Annotated in this window: 12 protein-coding genes; 1 reads left to right on the forward strand and 11 read right to left on the reverse strand. The window is 45.2% G+C overall.

Annotated features, from left to right (window positions below):
• Window positions 1-25 precede the first annotated feature (25 nt).
• Window positions 26-1,819 carry an F-box/WD repeat-containing protein gene (locus ACO6VG_RS22820; protein ID WP_422134398.1) on the reverse strand — a complete coding sequence of 598 codons (1,794 nt, stop codon included), beginning with the start codon at window positions 1,817-1,819 and terminating at the stop codon, window positions 26-28.
• A gap of 321 nt (window positions 1,820-2,140) precedes the next feature.
• Here ACO6VG_RS22820 and ACO6VG_RS22825 point away from each other — a divergent pair, with 321 nt between their 5' ends.
• On the forward strand, window positions 2,141-2,752 hold the full coding sequence (locus tag ACO6VG_RS22825) for a hypothetical protein (protein WP_422134399.1): 612 nt from the start codon (window positions 2,141-2,143) through the stop codon (window positions 2,750-2,752).
• 133 nt (window positions 2,753-2,885) lie between these two features.
• Here the strand turns inward: ACO6VG_RS22825 and ACO6VG_RS22830 are convergent, their stop codons facing one another.
• From ACO6VG_RS22830 to ACO6VG_RS22875, 10 genes are all read right to left on the reverse strand, one after another.
• Window positions 2,886-4,730: an F-box/WD repeat-containing protein gene (locus tag ACO6VG_RS22830; RefSeq protein WP_422475800.1), complete on the reverse strand. Its 1,845-nt coding sequence runs from the start codon at window positions 4,728-4,730 to the stop codon at window positions 2,886-2,888.
• A 167-nt stretch (window positions 4,731-4,897) separates the two neighbouring features.
• Window positions 4,898-6,694, reverse strand: a complete 1,797-nt coding sequence (locus tag ACO6VG_RS22835; protein ID WP_422475802.1) for a WD40 repeat domain-containing protein — start codon at window positions 6,692-6,694, stop codon at window positions 4,898-4,900.
• A gap of 103 nt (window positions 6,695-6,797) precedes the next feature.
• Window positions 6,798-8,711 carry an F-box/WD repeat-containing protein gene (locus ACO6VG_RS22840; protein WP_422475804.1) on the reverse strand — a complete coding sequence of 638 codons (1,914 nt, stop codon included), beginning with the start codon at window positions 8,709-8,711 and terminating at the stop codon, window positions 6,798-6,800.
• Between the two features lie 169 nt (window positions 8,712-8,880).
• Window positions 8,881-10,695 (reverse strand): F-box/WD repeat-containing protein, encoded by a 1,815-nt coding sequence (locus ACO6VG_RS22845; protein ID WP_422475806.1) that lies wholly within the window; start codon window positions 10,693-10,695, stop codon window positions 8,881-8,883.
• A 178-nt stretch (window positions 10,696-10,873) separates the two neighbouring features.
• A complete protein-coding gene (locus tag ACO6VG_RS22850) occupies window positions 10,874-12,694 on the reverse strand; it encodes an F-box/WD repeat-containing protein (RefSeq protein WP_422475808.1) in 1,821 nt (606 codons plus the stop codon).
• Between the two features lie 188 nt (window positions 12,695-12,882).
• Window positions 12,883-13,182, reverse strand: a complete 300-nt coding sequence (locus ACO6VG_RS22855; RefSeq protein ID WP_422134405.1) for a hypothetical protein — start codon at window positions 13,180-13,182, stop codon at window positions 12,883-12,885.
• A gap of 56 nt (window positions 13,183-13,238) precedes the next feature.
• Window positions 13,239-15,047: an F-box/WD repeat-containing protein gene (locus ACO6VG_RS22860; protein WP_422475810.1), complete on the reverse strand. Its 1,809-nt coding sequence runs from the start codon at window positions 15,045-15,047 to the stop codon at window positions 13,239-13,241.
• Between the two features lie 165 nt (window positions 15,048-15,212).
• A complete protein-coding gene (locus tag ACO6VG_RS22865; RefSeq protein ID WP_422475812.1) occupies window positions 15,213-16,973 on the reverse strand; it encodes an F-box/WD repeat-containing protein in 1,761 nt (586 codons plus the stop codon).
• Window positions 16,974-17,161: 188 nt separating this feature from the next.
• Complete coding sequence (locus tag ACO6VG_RS22870) at window positions 17,162-18,973, reverse strand: F-box/WD repeat-containing protein (RefSeq protein WP_422134408.1); 1,812 nt, start codon at window positions 18,971-18,973, stop codon at window positions 17,162-17,164.
• A gap of 165 nt (window positions 18,974-19,138) precedes the next feature.
• Entirely contained in the window at window positions 19,139-20,938 is a 1,800-nt protein-coding gene (locus tag ACO6VG_RS22875; RefSeq protein ID WP_422476324.1) for an F-box/WD repeat-containing protein, read from the reverse strand.
• Between the last annotated feature and the right edge of the window lie 504 nt (window positions 20,939-21,442).

Genomic DNA, 21,442 nt, shown 5'->3' on the forward strand with positions numbered 1-21,442 from the left:
TCCTTTTATTTCTAAAAGCAAACAGTCAATCATTCATCGAAAGCTTATAAATCATCACGCTGTTATCGTCAAAGGGCGCCACCAGATGGTGGCCATTGGTGCTAAGGCGATTTAATTTGGTCGAATCTCTATGTCTATGGGTAACGATGGCTTTTTCTACCCAGGATCCAAAAGTATTCTGACCATAGATTTTTGCCTTCCCATCTGAGCTGGTGGTCACCACAAGGCAGCCATCAGCACTGAAAGTGGCTGATTCGACAAAACTTAGATGGGGAATGATGGCCTTTTCGACCCAAGATCCGTCAGTCTTCAGACCATAGATTTTCGCCGTGTAATCGAGACTGGCCGTCACCACATGGCGGCCATCGGGGCTGAAAATGGCCGAGAGGACACGGTCATCATGATAAATAATGCGCTTTTCTTCCCATGATCCGTCGCCCTTCTGACCATGAATTTTCGCTGTTTTGTCGTCACTTGCCGTGACTACATAGCGGCCTTTAGGACTGAACGCGGCTGAGTTAACACGGTCATCATGGAAAATAACGGTTTCTTCTTCCCATGAGCCATCGATCTTCTGACCAAAGATTTTCGCCGTTTTATCGTAACTGGCCGTTACCAGATGGCGGCTATCAGCACTAAAAGTGGCTGATGTGACCGTATCATCATGATCAATGGAGACTTCTGACGCCCATGATCCATAGACGATTTTCACCTTGTGATCGTAACCAACAGTCACCACATGGCGGCTATCGGGGCTGAAGGTGGCTGAGAGGACAAACTTATCATGAAAAATGTTGGCTCTTTCTACCCATGATCCATCAGTCCTCTGACAATAGATTTTGGCCGTGTTATCGTCACTGGCCGTCACCACATAGCAGCCATCCGGACTGAAGCTGGCTGTGTTGACAGAACCATCATGGGAGATGGTGAGTTTTTCTTCCCATGATCCATCGGCTCCCTGAACGCAGATTTTCGCCGTTGTATCCATACTGGCGGTCACCAAATGGCGACTATCGGCGCTGAAGGTGGCTGAGTTAACCCAATCATCATGGGAAATGGTAAGTTTCGCTTCCCATGACCCATCGACCTGACCATAGATTTTTGCCGTTCGATCTTTGCTGGCGGTCGCCACATGGCGACCATCTGCACTGAAGGTGGCTGATCTGACATTGGTGACATGGGAAATAAAGATTTCTTCTTCCCAAAACCCATTGGCCTTCTGACCACAGATTTTCGCCCCATGGCTACCGCCAGTCACCAAGCGGGTTCCATTGGCGCTAAAGATGGCTGAGAATACATCTTCATAATGGCTAATGAAGATTTCTCTATCTACTTTAAACCTTGTGCATTCAGACACCAGTCGAGCTTTGGTGAAATAGAATAGATCAGGAAAATAAACTTGCTCTCGTTGTGTTATGACTGATTCGATTAACGCTTCATCCTTCGTAAACGGTCTCAGCCAATTACGAAGTTGTTCTTTATCCTTTGCAGGAAGAATTTTGTTTAATTGATATCGATGTGGTGAGGAAAACTGTCGATACCAGGCCCTTTCCAGTTCATGATCGTTTTTAATAATACCGTTAAAGTAATGACAAACCTGCTGTAAGCAGGCAACATCCCGAACCTCCAACGAGCGAATAATTCGTGTTGTTACTTCTAAAGGCAAATTAAAAAATAAATTTTTTTCCGTTTCTTTCTTTACAGGTATGGCGATGGACCTACCCGCACTGACACCCGATAATTCTCCCTTCGATTGAGCGCGACTGGTTGACGGCCAAAGTGAACCGACCATTGTGGATTTATTATCCGTAGCTTCCAAACCTTATTCCTCCTGGTAAGCATTCTCCCCGGATTAAAAAGGGCGTTAAAAATTAAGACAGTAAATCAGACTCGGTTTTGAAATAAAAGTTCCTGACATTACCTTAAGTGCCATTCAAGAAGCTTCAGTCATTCAGCGCATGCCCAATGGTGTCTCCATCGGTGCTGAAGCTGGCTGAGTTGACCCTGAGAGCCAGGCAATGGTGGACTTTTCGTATGGCTGAGTACTTAGTGCTGACTTCAGCGCTATTGTCTTCCTGCAGAATAATAAAAAAGTGCTACCTTTCAGGGTTAGTTTTCAAAGTAAAGAAACCTGAAGCACATGAAAAATCACAGAGCCATTGCAATCACTCGAATTATTTTTATTATTTCTGTTTTTTACACATATAATGCCAATGCATCACCGCTCTATAATGCGTTCAACAGTCTGACCACCCTCATTGATGAGTTACATTTAAAAGAGTTTCGACTAACTGGACAGGTCTTATACACTTTTTCTCATTCCGTGTTGAATAGAAATCTCGAGATGCTAGATCTATACCGCGCTTCATTACTTGCCAGAGAGCAGCCAAGAGCAGTTTCTTCAAAAAAGTTCTATGCAAGAAAAATGAAAGAACGACTGCTTCGCCGTGTGCCTGAATGTTCTTTGCAACATGAGGAGCAGAATTTAGATCAGTTAATATCTCTTTGTGAAGGAGTGGGTTACTTTCCATTTCATGAAACAGGAGAAGTATATGATGACTGCCAAACTGTAACTTTTTCTGACATAGACAAGCTGGAAGATAAAGAAATCAGCGAAAAGGCAAAAGATTTTTTATCAAAATTCTACAATTTGTTGAAAAATGATGAGCTTTTTTTAACAAAGTGTACTAGTTCTGGCTTGGAAAGTGAGCACAAAATAACGTTGGACTTAATGAGCGCAGCGTTACATTAACAGCCTGAACAAAATTGCCAGTAAATGGGTGTATTGCACGAAAGGTGACTGCTTTAGGTACCGGGCTTGCATAGTACCTGCTATCGGCCACCTATTCAGCCTTTCATATCAAGCTTTGTCCCGAAATTGTCCCCTACAAAGGTGGCGGGCTTATGGATCCCGGAAAAGCACTGAACGTATACTTCTTCAGCAGCTGGTCAACAGGTGCAAAAGAACGGGTAGTCACTACATGGTGACCGTCAGCGCTAAAAGCAGCTGAGTCAATTGAACCATTCTGTACAATGATGGCTTTTTTGACCCATGATCCATCAATCTGCTGACCATAGATTATTGCTGCCCGATCTTTACTGGCGGTCACCACGTGGCGACTATCGGGGCTAAAGGAGGCTGAGTTGACCGAGGAAGCATGGAAAATGGTGACTTCTTCCCTCCATGACCCATCGGCCTTCAGACCATAGATTTTTGCCGTTCCATCTTTACTGGCGGTCACCACACTGCGTCCATCGGCGCTGAAGGTGGCTGAGTTGATTAAGTCATCATGAGAAATGATGGCTTTTTCTTCCCATAATCCATCAACCTTCAGACCACAGATTTTCACCTTGTTATCGTTACTGACGGTGATTACATGGCAGCCATTGGGGCTGAAGCTGGCTGAGTTAACCCTGTGATCGTGGTTGATGGTAACTTCTTCTTCCCATGTCTCACCCGTCTTGAGACCAAAGATTTTCGCTGTGCAATCGTTACTGGTGGTCACCATTCTGCGACTATCAGCACTGAATGTGACCGAGCTGATCCAGAGATCGTGGGAAACTGCGACCTTTTCTTCCCATGATCCATCGAGCTGAAAGCTGAAGATTTTCGCAATGTTATCATCGCCGACGGTCACCACATGGCGGTCATCGGGGCTAAAGCAGGCAGAGGTGACCCATTTACCATGGGAAATGGTGGCTTCTTTTCCCCATGATCCATCTGTCTTCTGACCATAAATTTTTGCTGTGTTATCGCAACTGATAGTCGCCAAATGGTGACTATCGGCACTAAAACAGACTGAGTAGATCCAATCATTATGGGAAATGGTGAGTTTTTGTTCCCATGAGCCATCGCCGCTCTGACCATAGACTTTTGCCGTGTTATCGTTACTGGCGGTTACCAGATAGCAGCCATCCGGGCTGAAAGAGGCTGAGTTGGTGTAGTCATCATGGGAAATGGTAGTTTTTTCTTCCCATGAGCCATCGGCTTTATGACCATGTATTTTCACCTTGCCATCCGAACTGCTGAGGGTCATCACATGGCTGCCATCTGCACTGAAGGAGACTGAGTCGATCAAGTCATCATGGGAAATGGTTACTTTTCTTACCCAAGACCCATCGGCCTCCCGGCTATAGACTCTCATCTTTTTATGATCACAGCCGTACGCCACCAGATGACAGCCACTGGCGCTAAAGGCTTCTGAAATGACCCAACTATTTGAAGTGGTGTTTTTTGTAACTAAATTAAATGTTCTACAGCGAGACATGAGTCCAGTTCTGGTGAAATGGAACAAAGCAGAAAAATAAACGCTCTTCCGGCTTTTTATGAGTGATTCAATTAACGTTTCATCCTTCGTAAATGGTCGCAGCCAACTGCGAAGTTGTTCTTTATCATTGGCGGGAAGGATTTTCTTAAGTTGATCTTGATGTAATGAAGGAAACCTTTCATACCATGCCTTAGCCAGAGCATGATCGTTTTTAATAACCCTGTTTATGTGAGTCGATACCTGTTGTAAACGGGCAATATCCCGAAGTTCCAACAAGCGAATAATTTTAATGGTTAATTCCTCGGGCAAATCGTGCAATAAAACTGTTTGCTTGATTTCTCTGTCAGGTATAGTGACGGATCTACCCACACTGACACCAGGCGACTCTGCCTTTAATCGTGCGAGCTTGGTTGGGGTCGAGGATGAACCGACTATGCCTGATTCTTTAGCAGCATAAAGCATATCTGGTTTTTCCAAAGTAAGTAATGCCCCAAAATACAGGGACGCTCAAAATTGATGAAGTAGATTAGAATCAATTTTGAAATAAAAGTTCAAAACAAGGTCTTAAAAATTTTTCTGCATTTCAGCACAGGCACAATGGCGTCCCTTTTACTTCTGAAAGCAAACAGTCAATCATTCATCGACAGTTTATAAATGATCACACAGTTATCGTTAAGGGGTGCCACCAGATGGTGGCCACTGGCGCTAAGGCGATTTACTTCGGTCGATTCTTTATGTCTATGGGTAACGATGGCTTTTTCTACCCAGGATTCAAAAGTATTCTGACCATAGATTTTTGCCTTACCATCCGAACTGGTGGTCACCACAAGGCGTCCATCGGCGCTGAAGATGGCTGATTTGACAGCACCCAGATGGGAAATAGTGGCCTTTTCGATCCAGGATCCGTCAGTCTTCAGACCGTAGATTTTCGCCGTGTGATCGAGACTGGCCGTCACCACATGGCGACCATCGGGGCTGAAGATGGCTGTGAGGACACGGTCACCATGGCGGATAGTGCACTTTTCTTCCCATGATCCGTCGTCGTTCTGACCGTAGATTTTTGCAGTCTTGTCCCAACTGGCGGTTACCACATGGCGGCCATTGGGGCTAAAGACAGCTGACTTGACATAGTCCTTATGGGTAATGATGCCTTCTTCCTGCCATGACCCATCGTCCTTTTGACCGCAGATTTTCGCCGTTTTAAACATATCGGTCGTTGCCAAATGGCGGCTATCGGGACTAAAGGTGGCTGAGCGCACCCTGTCATCATGGTCAATGGAGGCTTCTGTTCCCCATGATCCGTAAACGATTTTCACCTTGTAATCGACACCGACAGCCACAACATGGCAGTTATCGGGGCTGAAGTCGGCTGATATGATACTAGCGTCATGGAAAATGGTGACTTCTTCTTCCCAGGATCCATCGTCCTTCTGACCATAGATTTTTGCAGTCTTGTCGCAACTGGCGGTCACCAAATGGCGACTATCGGCGCTGAAGGTGGCTGAGACAACCCATTCATCATGGGAAATAGTGAGTTTTTCTTCCCATGTCCCATCGTCTCCCTGAACACAAATTTTCGCCGTCTTATCATGGCCGGAGGTCACTAAATGGCGGCCATCGGCACTGAAAGCAACTGAGGAGCAATCGTCATCATGGGAAATGGCGAGTTTCTGTGCCCATACCCCATCGACTTGACCATAGATTTTTACCCTATAATCAAAAGTGGCGATCGCCAGGTGGCGGCCATCGTCGCATAAGATGGCCAATTCAACATTGTCTTCGTGGGGAATGAAGATTTCTCTTTCCCATGATCCATTGGCCTTTTGGCCGTAGATTTTCACGCCATCGCCTCCCTCGGTCATCAGGCGGCTGCCATCGGCACTGAAGGTGACTGAATACACACCGATTTCATGGGTAATCTCGACTTCTCCGACTGCATTATAGGTTTTGTATTCAGACATCAGCCGGGCTTTGGTGAAATAAAAGAGAGCGGGAAAATAAACTTTCTCTCGATCATTTACGAGTGATTTAACGAACGCTTCATCCCTGGTAAACGGTCGCAGCCAATGACGGAGTTGTTCTTTATTCTTTGTAGCAAGGATTTTCTTTAATTGATCCTGGTGTGGTATAGGAAACCGGCGGTACCAGGCCCTTTCCAGTGCATGATCGTTTTTAACAGCCCAGTTAAAGTAATTACAAACCTGCTGTAAGCGGGTAACATCTCGAAACTCCAACAAACCAATAATTTTATTGGTTGTTTCAATAGGTAAATCGAAAAATAAAGATTTTTTCGTTTTTCTCTTATCAGGTATAGCGACGGACCTGCCTGCGCTGACACCGGATAATCCCTCCTCCTCCGGTTGATCACGATTAGTTGACGGCGAGAGTGAACCAAACCTGGTGGATTTATTATCGGTAGCTTCCAAACCTTGTGACTCCTGGTAAGCATTTTCCCCGGATTAAAAAGGGCGTTAAAAATTAAGTCAGCAAATCAGACTCGGTTTTTAAATAAAAGTTCATGACATTGTCTTAAGTGCCATTAAAGTTCAGCGCATGCACAATGGCGTCCCTTTTATTTGTAACGTCCCGAAATTGTCCCCTACAGGGCGGGCTTATGGATCCTGGAAAAGCAGTGAACGTATACTTCTTCAACAGCTGGTCAACGGGTGCAAAAGAACGGGTAGTCATTACATGGTGACTGTCAGCGCTAAAAGTGGCTGAGTCAATCGAACCATTCTCTGTAATGATGGCTTTTTTGACCCATGATCCATCAATTTCCTGACCATAGATTTTTGCTGTTCGATCTTTACTGGCGGTCACCACATGACGGCCATCAGGGCTAAAGGCGACTGAGTTGACCGAAGAGGTATGGAAAATGGTGACTTCTTCCCACCATGATCCATCGGCCTTCAAACCATAGATTTTTGCCGTTCCATCTATACTGGCGGTCACCACACTGCGTCCATCGGCGCTGAAGATCGCTGACTTGATAAAGTCATCATGGGAAATGGTGGCTTTTTCTTCCCATACAGCATCAACCTTCAGACCACAGATTTTCACCATGTGATCGTTACTGATGGTAATTACATAGCAGCCATTGGGGCTGAAGGTGGCTGAGGTGACCTCGTGATCGTGATTAACGGTAACTTCTTCTTCCCATGACCCGCCCGTCTTGAGACCAAAGATTTTCGCTGTGTAATCGTTACTGGTGGTCACCACTTTGCAACCATCAGCACTGAAAGTGACCGAGTTAACCCAGGTATCGTGGGAAATGATAGCTTTTTCTTCCCATGATCCATCGTCCTTCAAACAGTGAATTTTGGCCATAAAATCATCGCCGACGGTCACCAGATGGCGGTTATCGGGGCTAAAGGTGGCTAAAGAGACCCAACCAGTATGGGAAATGATGGCTACTTCTCCCCATGACCCATCGAACTTCAGACCATAAATTTTTGCCGTGTTATCGCAACTAACGGTCACCAGATGGTGGCTATCTGCACTGAAACAGACTGAGTTGATCCAATCGTTGTGGGAAATGGTGAGTTTTTGTTGCCATGAGCCATCGCCGCTCTGACCATAGACTTTTGCCGTGTTATCGTTACTGGCGGTTACCAGATAGCAGACATCCGGGCTGAAAGAGGCTGAGTTGATGTATTCATCATGAGCAATGGTGGCTTTTTCTTCCCATGAACCACCGGCTTTCTGACCGTGGATTTTCACCTTTTTAGCCAAACTGCTGAGGGTCACCACATGGCTACCGTCTTCACTGAAGGTGACTGAGTCGATCCAGTCATCATGGGAAATGGTCACTTTTCCTAGCCATGACCCATCGACCTCCTGACCATATACTTGTACCTTTTTATGATCACAGTCGAAGAACGCTACCAAATGGCGGCCATCCGCGCTGATGGTTTCTGAAATGACCCAATTATTTGAAATGGTGTCTTTTGTACCTATATTAAATGTTTTACATCGAGACATAAGTCCAGTTCTGGTGAAATGGAACAAAGCAGAAAAATAAACGCTCTTACGGCTTTTTATGAGTGATTCAATTAACGTTTCATCCTTCGTAAATGGTCGCAGCCAACTACGAAGTTGTTCTTTATCATTGGCAGGAAGGATTTTCTTAAGTTGATATTGATGTAAAGAAGGAAACCTTTCATACCATGCCTTTGCCAGAGAATGATCGCTTTTAATAACCCTGTTTATTTGAGTCGATACCTGTTGTAAACGGGCAACATCCCGAAGTTCCAACAAGCGAATAATTTTGATAGTTAATTCCTCGGGCAAATCGTGCAATAAAACTGTTTTCTTAATTTCTCTGTCAGGTATAGTGACGGATCTAGCCACACTGACACCAGGTGACTCTCCCTCTAATCGCGCGAGCTTGGTTGGAGTCGAGGAGGAACCGACTATGCCTGATTTATTAACATCATAAAGCATATCTGGTTTTTCCAAAGTTAGTAACGCCGCAAAAACAAGGACGCTCAAAGTTGATGAAGTAGCTTAGAATCGATTTTGAAATAAAAGTTCAAAAAATGCTCTTAAAAAGTTTCTGTATATCAATACATGCAGAATGACGCCGCTTTTATTTGTCACAGCACACAGACAATCATTTATTCTTCTGTAGTTTAATAATTCGCACCTTATTATCGTACGAATTGGTCACAAGGTGATGTCCATCGGCGCTGAATTTGGCTGATTTGATCGGACGTTTGCCAGAGATGATGACTTTTTCGACCCATGATCCATTCTTCCTGAGACCATAGACTTTTGCCGTTCCATCTTTACTGGTAGTCAGCACTTGGCAGCCATCGGCGCTGAAGCTGACTGAATCGACCACACATTCATGGGAAATGGTGGTTTTTTCGACCCATGATCCGTCAGCCTTCTGACCACAGATTTTCGCCTTGCCGTCTTTACTGGCGGTCACCACATGACGGCTATCGGGGCTGAAGATGGCTGAGGTAACAGCTTTATCATGGCAAATGATGAGCTTTTTTTCCCATGATTCATCATCGTCCTTCAGACTAAAGATTTTTGCGGTGTTATCGTCACTGGCGGTCACTACATGGTGGTCATCAGGGCTAAAGATGGCCGACTCGATACAACGATCGTGGAAAATGGTGGCTTCTTGTTCCCACGAGCCATTGTCCTTCCGACGAAAAATTTTTGCTGTGCCGTCTCTGCTGCCGGTCACCACGCGGCGAGAATCGCCGCTGAAGTTGGCTGAGTAGACCCATTCGTCATGCAAAATGATGACTTCTTTTTCCCATTGACCATCAGCCTTCTGGCTATGGATTTTTACCTCCTTGCCACTGCCTGCGGTCACCACAAGACGGCTATCGTTGCTAAAGCTGGCCTGGTAGATAATATCTTTATGAGAAATGGTAGCTTCTTCCTCCCATGACCCATCGGTCTTCTGACCATAGATTTTCGCCTTTTTATCCATACTGACGGTCACTAGATGACGGCAATCGGCACTGAAGGTGACCAGGAAGAGCCTATGATCATGCAAAATGGTCAGTTTTTCTTCCCAGGATCCATCGTCATTCTGACTGCAAATTTTCGCAGTATGATCCCAACTGCCGACCACCAGGTGACGACTATCGGGACTGATGTCAACTGTGCTGATCGTAGCATTATGGAAAATAGTGAGTTTATGTACACATGACCCATCAGCCTTCAGATCATGGATTTTTACCTGACCATCGCGTCCGGCGGTCACCACCTGGCAGCTATCGGGGCTGAAGATGGCAAAGTAGACACAGCCATCATGGGAAATAATGGCTTTTTCTACCCATGATCCATTGGTCTTCTGACTATAAATTTTCGCTGTATTATCGAAGCTGGCTGTCACAATGTGGGAACCATCAGGGCTGACGCGGGTTGACGTGACCGAGTAATCATGGTCAATAATCGCTTTTGTAACTGCTTTAAATGTTTTGCATTCAGACATCAGTCGAGCTTTGGTGAAATAAAACAGAGCAGGAAAATAAGAAATCTTTCGTTTCTTTATAAGTGAGTTGACTAATGCTTGATTACTTGTAAAGGGCTGCAGCGGTAGCCAAAGACAAAGTTGTTTTTTATCCTCTACAGAAAGGATTGTCTTTAATTGATCTTGGTCTTGAGCAGTAAACCGCTGATACCATGCTTTCTCCAGAGCATAATCATTTTTAATAACCCTGTTAAAGTAAGTACTGACCTTCCGTAAACGTACAATATCCCGAAACTCCAACAAGCGAATAATTTTGATGGTTAACTCCTCGGGCAAATCGAGTAATGAAGCTGTTTCCTTTAATTCTTTGTCAGCTGCAACGATGGAGCTGCCAGCACCAAAATCAGATCGTTCTCCGCCGAACCGTGCCACCTTGGTTGAGGGCAATGGCGAACCGGTCATGCCTGAGTTGCTAGTCTTGATATCCATATCTGGCTTCTCCTTAATGAGTCCTCCCCTCGATTAACAAGGACTTTTTAAATTGATGGAGTAAATTAGAGTCGGTTGCGAAATAAAAGTTCAAAACAGGGTCTTACGTACAATTAACGAAGTTTCTGTCTTTCGCCGCATGCAGAATGGCGTCCCTTTTATTTGCCACAGTCAACGATCAATTATTGCTTGAATCCAACTTCATTCTTAACTTATTAATTCGCACTATGTGATCGCTAGTGATCGTCACCACGTAGTCGCCACCAGCCATAAAGCCGACTCTTGTGATCCAATCATTATGGGAAATAATAACTTTTTCGCTCCATGATCCATCAATTTCCTGACCATAGATCCTTGCTGTTCCATCTTTGCAGGTGGTCAGCACTAAGCGGCCATCGGGGCTGAAGATAGCTGGGTTAAACGGATTATCACGGGAAATGATGGCTTTTTCGACCCATGATCCATCAACCTTCTTGCCAGATATTTTCTTGGTACCATCTCTGCATCTGGTTAACACATGGCAACCATCCGGGCTGAAGATGGCTGAGATAATATTGCCATCATGGGAAATGGTGAGCTTTTCTTCCCAAGATCCACCGTCCTTCTGGCCGCAGATTTTCGCCTTGTTAAGACTGATGGTCACCACATGGCGGCCATTGTGGCTAAAAGTGGCTGATCTGACGCCGTAATCATGGGAAATTGAGGCTTCCTCTTGCCATGAGCCATCGGTCTTCTGACCGAAGATTTTCGCAGTTTCATCGTCACTGGCCGTCACCACTCGACAACCATCGGCGCTAAAGGTGGCTGAGTTGACCAATCGTTTATGGGAAATGGTGACTTTTTCTACCCATGATCCATCGACCTTCTGGCCATGGATTTTCGCCTTGTAATGACCACCGAGGGTCAACACGTGGCGGTCATCAGCACTAAAAATGGCCGACTTGAGAAAGTCATGATGGCGAATGGTGGTTTGTTCTTCCCATGAGCCATCGGTCTTCTGACAATAGATTTTCGCGGTTTTATCACAGTTGGCCGTCAACAGTAAGCGACCATCGGCGCTGAAGGTGGCTGCTTTGACCAATGAGACATTGCAGATAGTGACTTTTTCTGCCCATGATCCATCGTCTTCCTGACTATAGATTTTTACCCCCTTTCCGAAAACATCAGTCACCAAATGACTACCATCGGCACTTAAGACGGCAAATTCGAACCAATCATCATGGAAAATGGTGAGCTTTTCTTTCCATGATCCATCGTCTCCCTGACCAAAGATTTTCAACCTATCATCTCTGTAATTGCCAAACACCAAATGGCTGCCATCGGCACTAAAGCTGGCTAATCTGATATCGTCTCCATGGAAACAGGAGAGCGTACACTGCCATGACCCATTAACCTTCTGACTAATGATCTTCACCTCACCATCTCTACTGGCGGTCAACAAATGGCGACCATCGATGCTGTAGGTGTCAAAGTACACCTGGCTATGATGAGCAAAGACAGCCTCTGTAACTAAATAATACTTTTTGTATTGAGACATCAGTCGAGCTTTGGTGAAATGGCAGAGAGCAGGAAAATAAGCTCTCTCTCGCTGTTCTACAAGTGAATTGACTAACGCTTGATCCTTCGTAAACGGTCGCAACCAATTACAGAGTTGCTCTTTATCCTTTATAGGAAGAATCTTCTTTAATTGATATTGATGTGGTGAAGAAAGCCGACGATACCATGCCTTTTCCAGAGCATAATCGTTTTTAATGACATTGTTAAAGTGAGTACAAACTTGCTGTAAGCGGGTAACATCTCGAAACTCCAGCAAACGAATAATTTTGATTGTTATTTCGAAAGGAAAATAGAGCAATAAAGATTTTTTGTTTTTTTCCTTTTCAGGTATAGTGACGGATCTATCCGCACTAATACCAGATAGTTCTTCCCCCAACTGAGTGCGATTGATTAACAGCGAGAGCGAACCAGCCATACTGGATTTATTATTCGTAGGATCCAAATCTGATTTCTCCTTTGTTAATATTCTTCCTGTAAAAAGATCATTAAAGATTGATACGGTTGATCAGACTCGGTTTTGAAGTAAAAGTTCATTAGAGGGTCTTAAATGCAACTAATAAACTTTCAGTCTTTCAGCACAGGCAGGATTGAGTCCCTTTAATTTCTCACAGCAAACAATCAATTATTGTTTTAATCCAGCTTCATCAATAATTTATTAAAATGCACGTTGTTATTTTTCGTGATCGTAATGACGTATTGGCTACCAGCGCTAAAGCCGACTGATATGATCGATTCATCATGGGAAATAATGACTTTTTCGCTCCAGGATCCATCAATCTCCTGACCATGGATTTTTGCCGTTCCGTTTATATGAGTGCTCAGTAGGTAGCGGCCATCGGCACTGAAGATGGCTGAGATGTCACGGCCATCATGGGAAATGGTGAGCTTTTCTTCCCATAGTCCATCGTCTTTCCGGCCAAAGATTTTCACGGTGTTACGTGGAGTAAATTAGAGTCGGTTGCGAAATAAATTGCCACAGTCAACCATCATTCACTCGTCCGCAGTTTATTAATTCGCACTTCATTATCGCTGCTGATGGTCAATACATGGTTACCATCGGCGCTGAAAGTGGCTGATTTGATCGAGCGTTTGTGGGAAAGTATGGCTTTTACGACCCATGATCCATCAGTGTGCTGGCCAATAATTCTCGCCGTGCAGTCATCACTGGCGGTTACCACATAGCGACCATCAGGGCTAAAGGTGGCAGAGTTGATCGGACCATCATGGGAAATGGTGCGCTTTTCTTTCCACAATCCATTGAGCTCAAGGCCGAAGATTATCAATGTGCCATCGTTACTGGCGGTCAGCAAATGACGATCATCAGGGCTGAAGGCGGCGGAGTTGACGGTGCCATCATGGGAAATGGTGGCATTTTCTTGCCATGATCCATTGACCTGCCGACTATGAATTTTGACCTTGCCATTTCTGGCTACGGTCACCACATGGTGGCCTTTGGCCGTTAACCTGGCTGATTCGACCCAGTGATTATAGGTAATGGTGGCTTCATGTTCCCATGATCCATCAGTCTTCTCGCCATAGATTTTCGCCGTCCTATCGAAACTGGCCGTCACCATACGGTGGCCATCAGCGCTGAAGGTAGCTGATTGCAAACGGTAATCATGGAAGATGGTCACTTTTTCTAACCATGATCCGTTCTCTTCCAGATGGTGGATTTTCGCCTTGTAATCACCACCGACGGTCACCGCATGGCGGCCATTGGCAGAGAAGGTGGCTGATAAGACCCAGTGATCATGGGTAATGGAGGCTTCTTCTTGCCATGAACCATCAGTCTTCTCACCATAGATTTTTGCCGTGTTATCAAAACTGGCAGTGATCAAATGACGACTATCCGAGCTGAATGCGACAGATGTGACCCAATTATTATGGGAAAGGATGAGTTTTTCTTCCCATGATCCATCATCCTCCTGGCTAATAATTTTTGCCGTGAAGTCGTCGCTGCAAGTTACCAAATGGCGACCATCAGGACTGAAGGAGGCTAAGCCGATAAAACCATTATGGGAAAGGGTGAGTTTATGCAACCATACCCCACCGACTTCCTGACCATAGATTTTCGACGTGTTATCCACACTGACGGTCACCACATGGTAGCCATCGGCACTGAATGTGGCTGAGGTGACGTGACCATGGTGGGAAATGACGGCTTCTTTTACCCATAATCGCTTATTATCATTCTGACCATAGATTTTCGCCTTTCTGTCGTTACTGGCGGTCACCAGATGACGGCTATCGGCGCTGAAGTTGGCTGATCTGATACGGTTACGGTTGGCAATGGTTGCTTTATTCTCTAAATCAAATGTTTTACATCGAGACATCAGTCCAGCTCTGGTGAAATAGAACAAAGCAGGAAAATAAACTTTCTTTCGGTATTTTATGAGTGATTCGACTAACGCTTCATCCTCCGTAAACGGCCTCAGCCAAAGACGAAGTTGTTTTTTATCTTCTGAAGGAAGGCTCGTCTTTAATTGATATTGGTGTGGCAAAGAAAACCTCTGATACCATGCCTTTGCAAGAGCATGGTTGTCTTTAATAACCCTGTGTAAATGGGTAGATACCTGTTGCAAACGGGCAATATCCCTGAGCTCCAACAAGCGAATAATTTTGAGGGTTAATTCCTCGGGCAAATCGTGCAATGAGGGTGTTTTCTTTATTTCTTTTTCAGCGACAGCGACAGACCTGCCCACACTGTAACCCGATAGTTCTAATGCCGATCGCGCAAACTTGATTGTGGGCGAGGAATAACCGACCATGCTGGATTTATTATTTGCAGCATCCATCACTGATTTTCCCTGAATTAGAGTAACCGACGATTGATAAGGAGGCTCAAAATTGATGAAGCAAATTAGAGTCGGTTTTGAAATAAAAGTTCAAAAAGTGGTGTCCTGAGTTTCTGTCTTTGAGACATGCAGAATGGCGCCCCGTTTATTTATCACAGCAAAGAATCATTCACTCATCCATAGTTTAATAATTCGCACTTTATTATACCTACTGATAGTCAATACATGGTTACCATCGGCGCTGAAAGTGGCTGATATGATCGGACATTTATGGGAAAGGATGGCTTTTACGACCCATGATCCATCAGTGTGCTGGCCAATGATTCTCGCAGTGCAATCGTCACTGGCAGTTACCACATGGCGGCCATCAGGGCTAAAGGTGGCTGAGTTGACAGAATCATTGTGGTAAAAGGTACGTTTTTCTTCCCAAGATCCGTCCTTCAGGCCGAAGATTCTCACCGCGCCATCGTTGCTGGCGGTTAGCAGATGGCGGTCATCAGGGCTGAAGGTGACTGAGTTGACAGTGCCATCATGGGAAATGGTGACATTTTCTTTCCATGATCCATTGTCCTGCTGGCTATGGATTTTGACCTTCTTATCTTCACTGGCGGTCACCACATGGCAGACATCAGAACTGAAGGCGGCTGAAGTGACCCAGTAAACATGGGAAATAGTAGCTTCTCGTTCCCATGAGCCATCAGTCTTCTCACCATAGATTTTCGCCGTGTTATCCAAACTGGCAGTCACCAAATGATGGCCATCGTCGCTGAAGGTAGCTGACTGCACAAAGTCATCATGGGAAATGGTCACTTTTTCTAACCATGATCCATTCTCTTCCAGGTGGTGGATTTTCGCCTTGCGATCATCACCGACGGTCACCGCATAGCTACCATCAGGACTAAAGGTGGCTGATCTGATCCAATGATCATGGGAGATGGTGACTTTTTCTTCCCATGATCCATCGTCCCGCAGGTGGAGGATTTTCGCAGTGTGATCGGCACTGACGGTCAACACATGACGGCTATCGGCGCTGAAGGTGGCATAGTTGACCCAATCATTATGGGATAGGGTGAGCTTTTCTTCCCAGGATCTATCATCCTTCTGACTGATAATTTTCGCTGTGTGGTCGTCACTGGCGGTTACCACATGACGACCATCAGGGCTGAAGAAAGCTGAGTTGATGAAATTATTATGGGAAATGGTGAGTTTATGTACCCATGCCCCATCGACTCCCTGACCATAGATTTTCGACGTATGATCGAAACTGAGAGTCACCACATGACGGCTATCGACACTGAAGGTGGCTGAGTTGACATCAAAATTGTGAGCAATAGTTGCTTTTTCTACCCATTTTCCCTTGTCATTCTGGCTATAGATTTTCGCCTTTCTGTCGTCACTGGCAGTCACCACATGACGACTATCGGCGCTGAAGTTGGCTGATCTGACAATATCACGATGGGCAATGGTCGTTTTTTTCTCTGAATTAAATATTTTACATTGAGACATAAGTCCAGTTTTGGCGAAATGAAACAAAGCAGGAAAATAAGCTTGCTTTCGGTATTTTATGAGCGATTCGACTAACGCTTCATCCTCCGTAAACGGCCTCAGCCAAAGACGGAGTTGTTTTTTATCTTCTGAAGGAAGGCTTGTCTTTAATTGATATTGGTGAGGTGGAGAAAACCGCTGAAACCATGCCTTTGCCAGAGCATGATTGTCGTTAATTACCCTGTGTAAGTGAGTCGATACCTGTTGCAAGCGGACAATATCCCGAAGTTCCAACAAACGAATAATTTTGACGGTTAATTCCTCGGGCAAATCGTGCAATGAAGCAGTTTTCTTTATTTCTTTTTCAACGACAGCGATAGACCTGCCCGCTCCGTCACCAGAAGGTTCTCCGCCCGATCGTGTGAGCTTGGTTGGAGGCAAGGAAAATCCAACGACGCCGGAGTTGTTATTTGCGCTATGCATACCTGATTTTCTCTGGACTAGTCTTGCCGTCGATAAACAAGGAGGTTCAAAATTGATGGAGAAAATTAGAGTTGGATTTGAAATAAAAGTTCAAAACATGGACTTAAAAGTTTCTGTCTTTAAGCACATGCAGAATGGCGCCCCTTTTATTTGTCACAATCATCAATCATCCGTAGTGTAATAATTCGCACTTTATTATCGCTACTGATAGTTAATACATGGTAACCATCGGCGCTGAAAGTGGCTGATTTGATTGAACGTTTATGGGAAAACATGGCTTTTACGACCCATAACCCATCAGTGTGCTGGCCAATGATTCTCGCCGTGCAGTCATCGCTGGCAGTTAGTACATGGCGACCATCGGAGCTGAAGGTGGCAGAGTTGACAGAATCATTGTGGTAAAAGGTACGTTTTTCTTCCCATGATCCATCGACCTTCAGGCCATAAATTCTCACCGTGCGATCATTACTGGCGGTCACCAGATGCTGACCATCAGGGCTGAAAGCGGCTGAGTTGATAGAGTCATCATGGAAAATGGTGACATTTTCTTTCCATGATCCATCAACCTGTCGGCTATGAATTTTGACCTTGTTATCTCCACCCAAGGTCAGCACATGGCGGCCATTAGCAGTTAAGTTGGCTGTTAAGACCCAGTCATCGTGGGAAATAGTGGCTTCTCGCTCCCATGAGCCATCAGTCTTCTCACCATAGATTTTCGCCGTGTTATCCAAACTGGCCGTCACCAGATGTTGCCCATCGGCGCTGAAGTCAACTGAGTTCACACGCTGATCATGGGAAATGGTCACTTTTTCTAACCATGATCCATTCTCTTCCAAATGGTGGATTTTCGCCTTGTGATCACCACTGACGGTCACCACATGGTGACCATCCGCGCTAAAGGTAGCTGACTGGATCAAGCCATTATGATGAATGATGATTTTTTCTTCCCAGGATCCATCGTCTCTCTGTGCGAAGATTTTCGCAGTGTGATCGAAACTGATGGTCATCACATGACGGCTATCGGTGCTGAAGACAGAGTTGACCCAGTGATTATGGGAAAGGGTGAGCCTTTCTTCCCATGATCCGTCATCCTTCTGGCTAATGATTTTCGCCGTGTGGTCGCAACTGCCAGTTACCACATGGCGACCATCAGGGCTGAAGGAGGCAGAGCAGATCAAACCATTATGGGAAATGGTGAGTTTATGTACCCATGACCCACCAACTCCCTGACCATAGATGTTCGAAGTGTTAACACTGGCGGTCAACACATGGCGGCTATCGGCAGTGAATTTGGCTGAGGTGACTTGAAAGGCGTGAGCTATGGTGGCTTTTTTTATCCATGATTCATCGTCCTTTTGGCCATAGATTTTCGCCTTTTTGTCGTTACTGGCGGTCAACGCATGAAGGCCATCGGCGCTGAAGCTTGCTGAACTGACAAAGTCATCGTGGGTAATGGTAGCTTTTTTCTCTAAATTAAATGTTTTACATCGAGACATCAGTCCGGTTCTGGTGAAATGAAACAAAGCAGGAAAATAACTTTTCTTTCGGTATTTTATGAGTGATTCGACTAACGCTTCATCCTTCGTAAACGGCCTCAGCCAACAACGGAGTTGTTTTTTATCTGCTGCAGGAAGGCTGGTCTTTAATTGATATTGATGCGGTGTAGAAAACCGCTGATACCATGCCTTTGCCAGAACATGATTATCTTTAATAACCCTGTGTAAGTGAGTCGATACCTGTTGCAAACGGGCAATATCCCGAAGTTCCAACAAGCGAATAATTTTGATGGTTAATTCCTCGGGCAAATCGTTCAATGAGGGTGTTTTCTTTATTTCTTTTTCAGCTGCAGCGACAGACCTGCCCGCAGTGTAACCCGATGGTTCGGGTGCCGAACGCGCGAACTTGGTTAGGGCCGAGGAATAACCGACCATGCTGGATTTATTATTTGCAGCTTCCATCACTGATTTTTCCTGGTTAGTGTTACCGAAGATTGATAAGGAGGTTCAAAATTGATGAAGCAAATTAGAGTCGATTTTGAAATAAAAGTTCATAAAATGCTGTCCTGAGTTTCTGTCTTTCAGCACATGCAGAATGGCGCCCCTTTTATTTGTCACAGGAAACCATCACTCACTCATCCGTAGTTTAATAATTCGCACTTTATTATCCCTACTGATAGTTAATACATGGTTACCATCGGCGCTGAAAGTGGCTGATTTGATTGAACGTTTATGAGAAAGGATGGCTTTTACGACCCATGATCCATCAGTTTGCTGGCCAATGATTCTCACCGTGCAGTCATCACTGGCGGTTACCACATGGCAACCATCGGGGCTAAAGGTGGCAGAGTTGACCCAATCATTACAGAAAAAGGTGCGTTTCTCTTCCCATGATCCATTGATCTTAAGGCCACAGATTTTCACCGTGCCATCCATACTGGCGGTCACCACATGGCGGTCATCAGGGCTGAAGGTGGCTGAGTTGATCCAATCATTATGGGACAGGGTGAGCTTTTCTACCCATGATCCATTGACCTGCCGGCTATGGATTTTGACCTTGTAATCTCTACCGACGGTCACCACATGGCGGCCATTGGCAGTTAAGTTGGCTGATGCAACCCAGTGATTATGGGAAATAATGGCTTCTTGTTCCCATGAGCCATCAGTCTTCTCACCATAGATTTTCGCCGTGTTATCCAAACTGCCCGTCACCAGATGATGGCCATCGACGCTGAAGGTAGCTGACTCCACGTAGTTATCATGGGAAATGGTCACTTTTTCTAACCATGATCCATTCTCTTCCAGGTGGTGGATTTTCACCTTGTGATCATCACCGGCGGTTAGCGCATGGCTACCATCAGCGCTAAAAGCGACTAACTGGATCCAGTGATCATGGATAATGAAGGCTTCTTCCTCCCATGATCCATCAGTCCTCTTACCATAAATTTTCGCCGTGTTATCGAAACTGCCGGTCATCACACGACGGCTGTCAGAGCTGAATGTGACAGAGTCGACCCGGTAATTATGGGAAATGATGAGCTTTTCTTCCCATGATCCATCATCCTTCTGGCTAATAATTTTTGCCGTGCGGTCGATACTGCCGGTTATCAAGTGCAGACCATCCGGGCTGAAAGAGGCTGAGATGACGAAACCATTATGGGAAATGGTGAGTTTATGTACCCATGACCCACCGACTCCCTGCCCATAGATTTTCGCCGTGCGATCCTTACTGATCGTCAACACGTGGCGGCCATCGGCACTGAATATGGCTGAGTTGACGTCACCATCGTGGGAAATGGTGGCTTCTTTTACCCATAATCGCTTATTGTCATTCTGGCCATAGATTATCGCCTTTTTGTCGTTACTGGCGGTCACCACATGACGGCTATCCGCGCTGAAGTTGGCCGATCTGACACGGTCATAGTGGGCAATGGTAGCTTTTTTCTCTAAATCAAATATTTTACATTGAGACATTAGCCCAGTTTTGGCGAAATAAAACAAAGCAGGAAAATAAACTTTCTTTCGGCATTTTATGAGTGATTCGACTAACGCTTCATCCTTCGTAAACGGCCTCAACCAAAGACGGAGTTGTTTTTTATCTTCTGAAGGAAGGCTTGTCTTTAATTGATATTGGTGCGGTAAAGAAAACCGCTGAAACCATGCCTTTGCCAGAGCATGATTGTCGTTAATTACCCTGTGTAAGTGAGTCGATACCTGTTGCAAGCGGACAATATCCCGAAGTTCCAACAAACGAATAATTTTGACGGTTAATTCCTCGGGTAAATCGTGCAATGAAGCAGTTTTCTGTATTTCTTTGTCGGGTACAGCGATGGATCTAACTTTACTGACACCTGATGATTTTCCCTCCAATCGAGCGTAACCATCTGACAGCAAGACTGAACCGGCTACGCCGGATTCACTATTCATAGAATCCAAACCTGGTTTCTCCTATGTTAGAACTTTCAATCAATTAAAAAAGAGCTTTCAAAACTGATGCAATTAATAAGTACTCAGCCATACGGAATCGAATATTTCTGGCTTATTGGGCAGGTGCTCTGCAAGGCGCAACGACGGGAACATAGCAAACTATGTGACCAGAGTTGCAACGCAGCACGACTGCATGGATGCAGGAGCTAGAGCAACGCAGGAGCAGTTGCCGCGAGTGCCTGAACAATAAGTCAGAAAATATGATTTCGTATGGTTGAGTACTTAAGAGTAGATTTCGAAATAAAAGTTCATTAATTGGAGTTAAGTGCTGATTGCCATTCTCCCCCACCTGAATCGAGGCTGTCGCAAAATTCTGGCTCCCATGTTTCAGCGTGGGAACCGGGTTTTGGAACACCGTATTCAGATGGAGAAGGATGTTAAATTCTTCATGATTACCCGGAAACGGTCGATTGGAGTGGAAGAGCGGTAAGAAAAGACGGAAAA

This window comes from Endozoicomonas sp. ALB032 (assembly GCF_049310125.1).
In the GTDB taxonomy this organism is placed as follows: Bacteria; Pseudomonadota; Gammaproteobacteria; order Pseudomonadales; family Endozoicomonadaceae; genus Endozoicomonas_A.

What these genes read in the sequence shown, in the direction of transcription:
- ACO6VG_RS22825 (WP_422134399.1), top strand. Translation starts at nt 2,141, where the DNA reads ATGAAAAATCACAGAGCCATTGCAATCACTCGAATTATTTTTATTATT.
- ACO6VG_RS22875 (WP_422476324.1), bottom strand. Translation starts at nt 20,938, where the DNA reads ATGAATAGTGAATCCGGCGTAGCCGGTTCAGTCTTGCTGTCAGATGGT.
- ACO6VG_RS22830 (WP_422475800.1), bottom strand. Translation starts at nt 4,730, where the DNA reads ATGCTTTATGCTGCTAAAGAATCAGGCATAGTCGGTTCATCCTCGACC.
- ACO6VG_RS22870 (WP_422134408.1), bottom strand. Translation starts at nt 18,973, where the DNA reads ATGGAAGCTGCAAATAATAAATCCAGCATGGTCGGTTATTCCTCGGCC.
- ACO6VG_RS22840 (WP_422475804.1), bottom strand. Translation starts at nt 8,711, where the DNA reads ATGCTTTATGATGTTAATAAATCAGGCATAGTCGGTTCCTCCTCGACT.
- ACO6VG_RS22860 (WP_422475810.1), bottom strand. Translation starts at nt 15,047, where the DNA reads ATGGATGCTGCAAATAATAAATCCAGCATGGTCGGTTATTCCTCGCCC.
- ACO6VG_RS22845 (WP_422475806.1), bottom strand. Translation starts at nt 10,695, where the DNA reads ATGGATATCAAGACTAGCAACTCAGGCATGACCGGTTCGCCATTGCCC.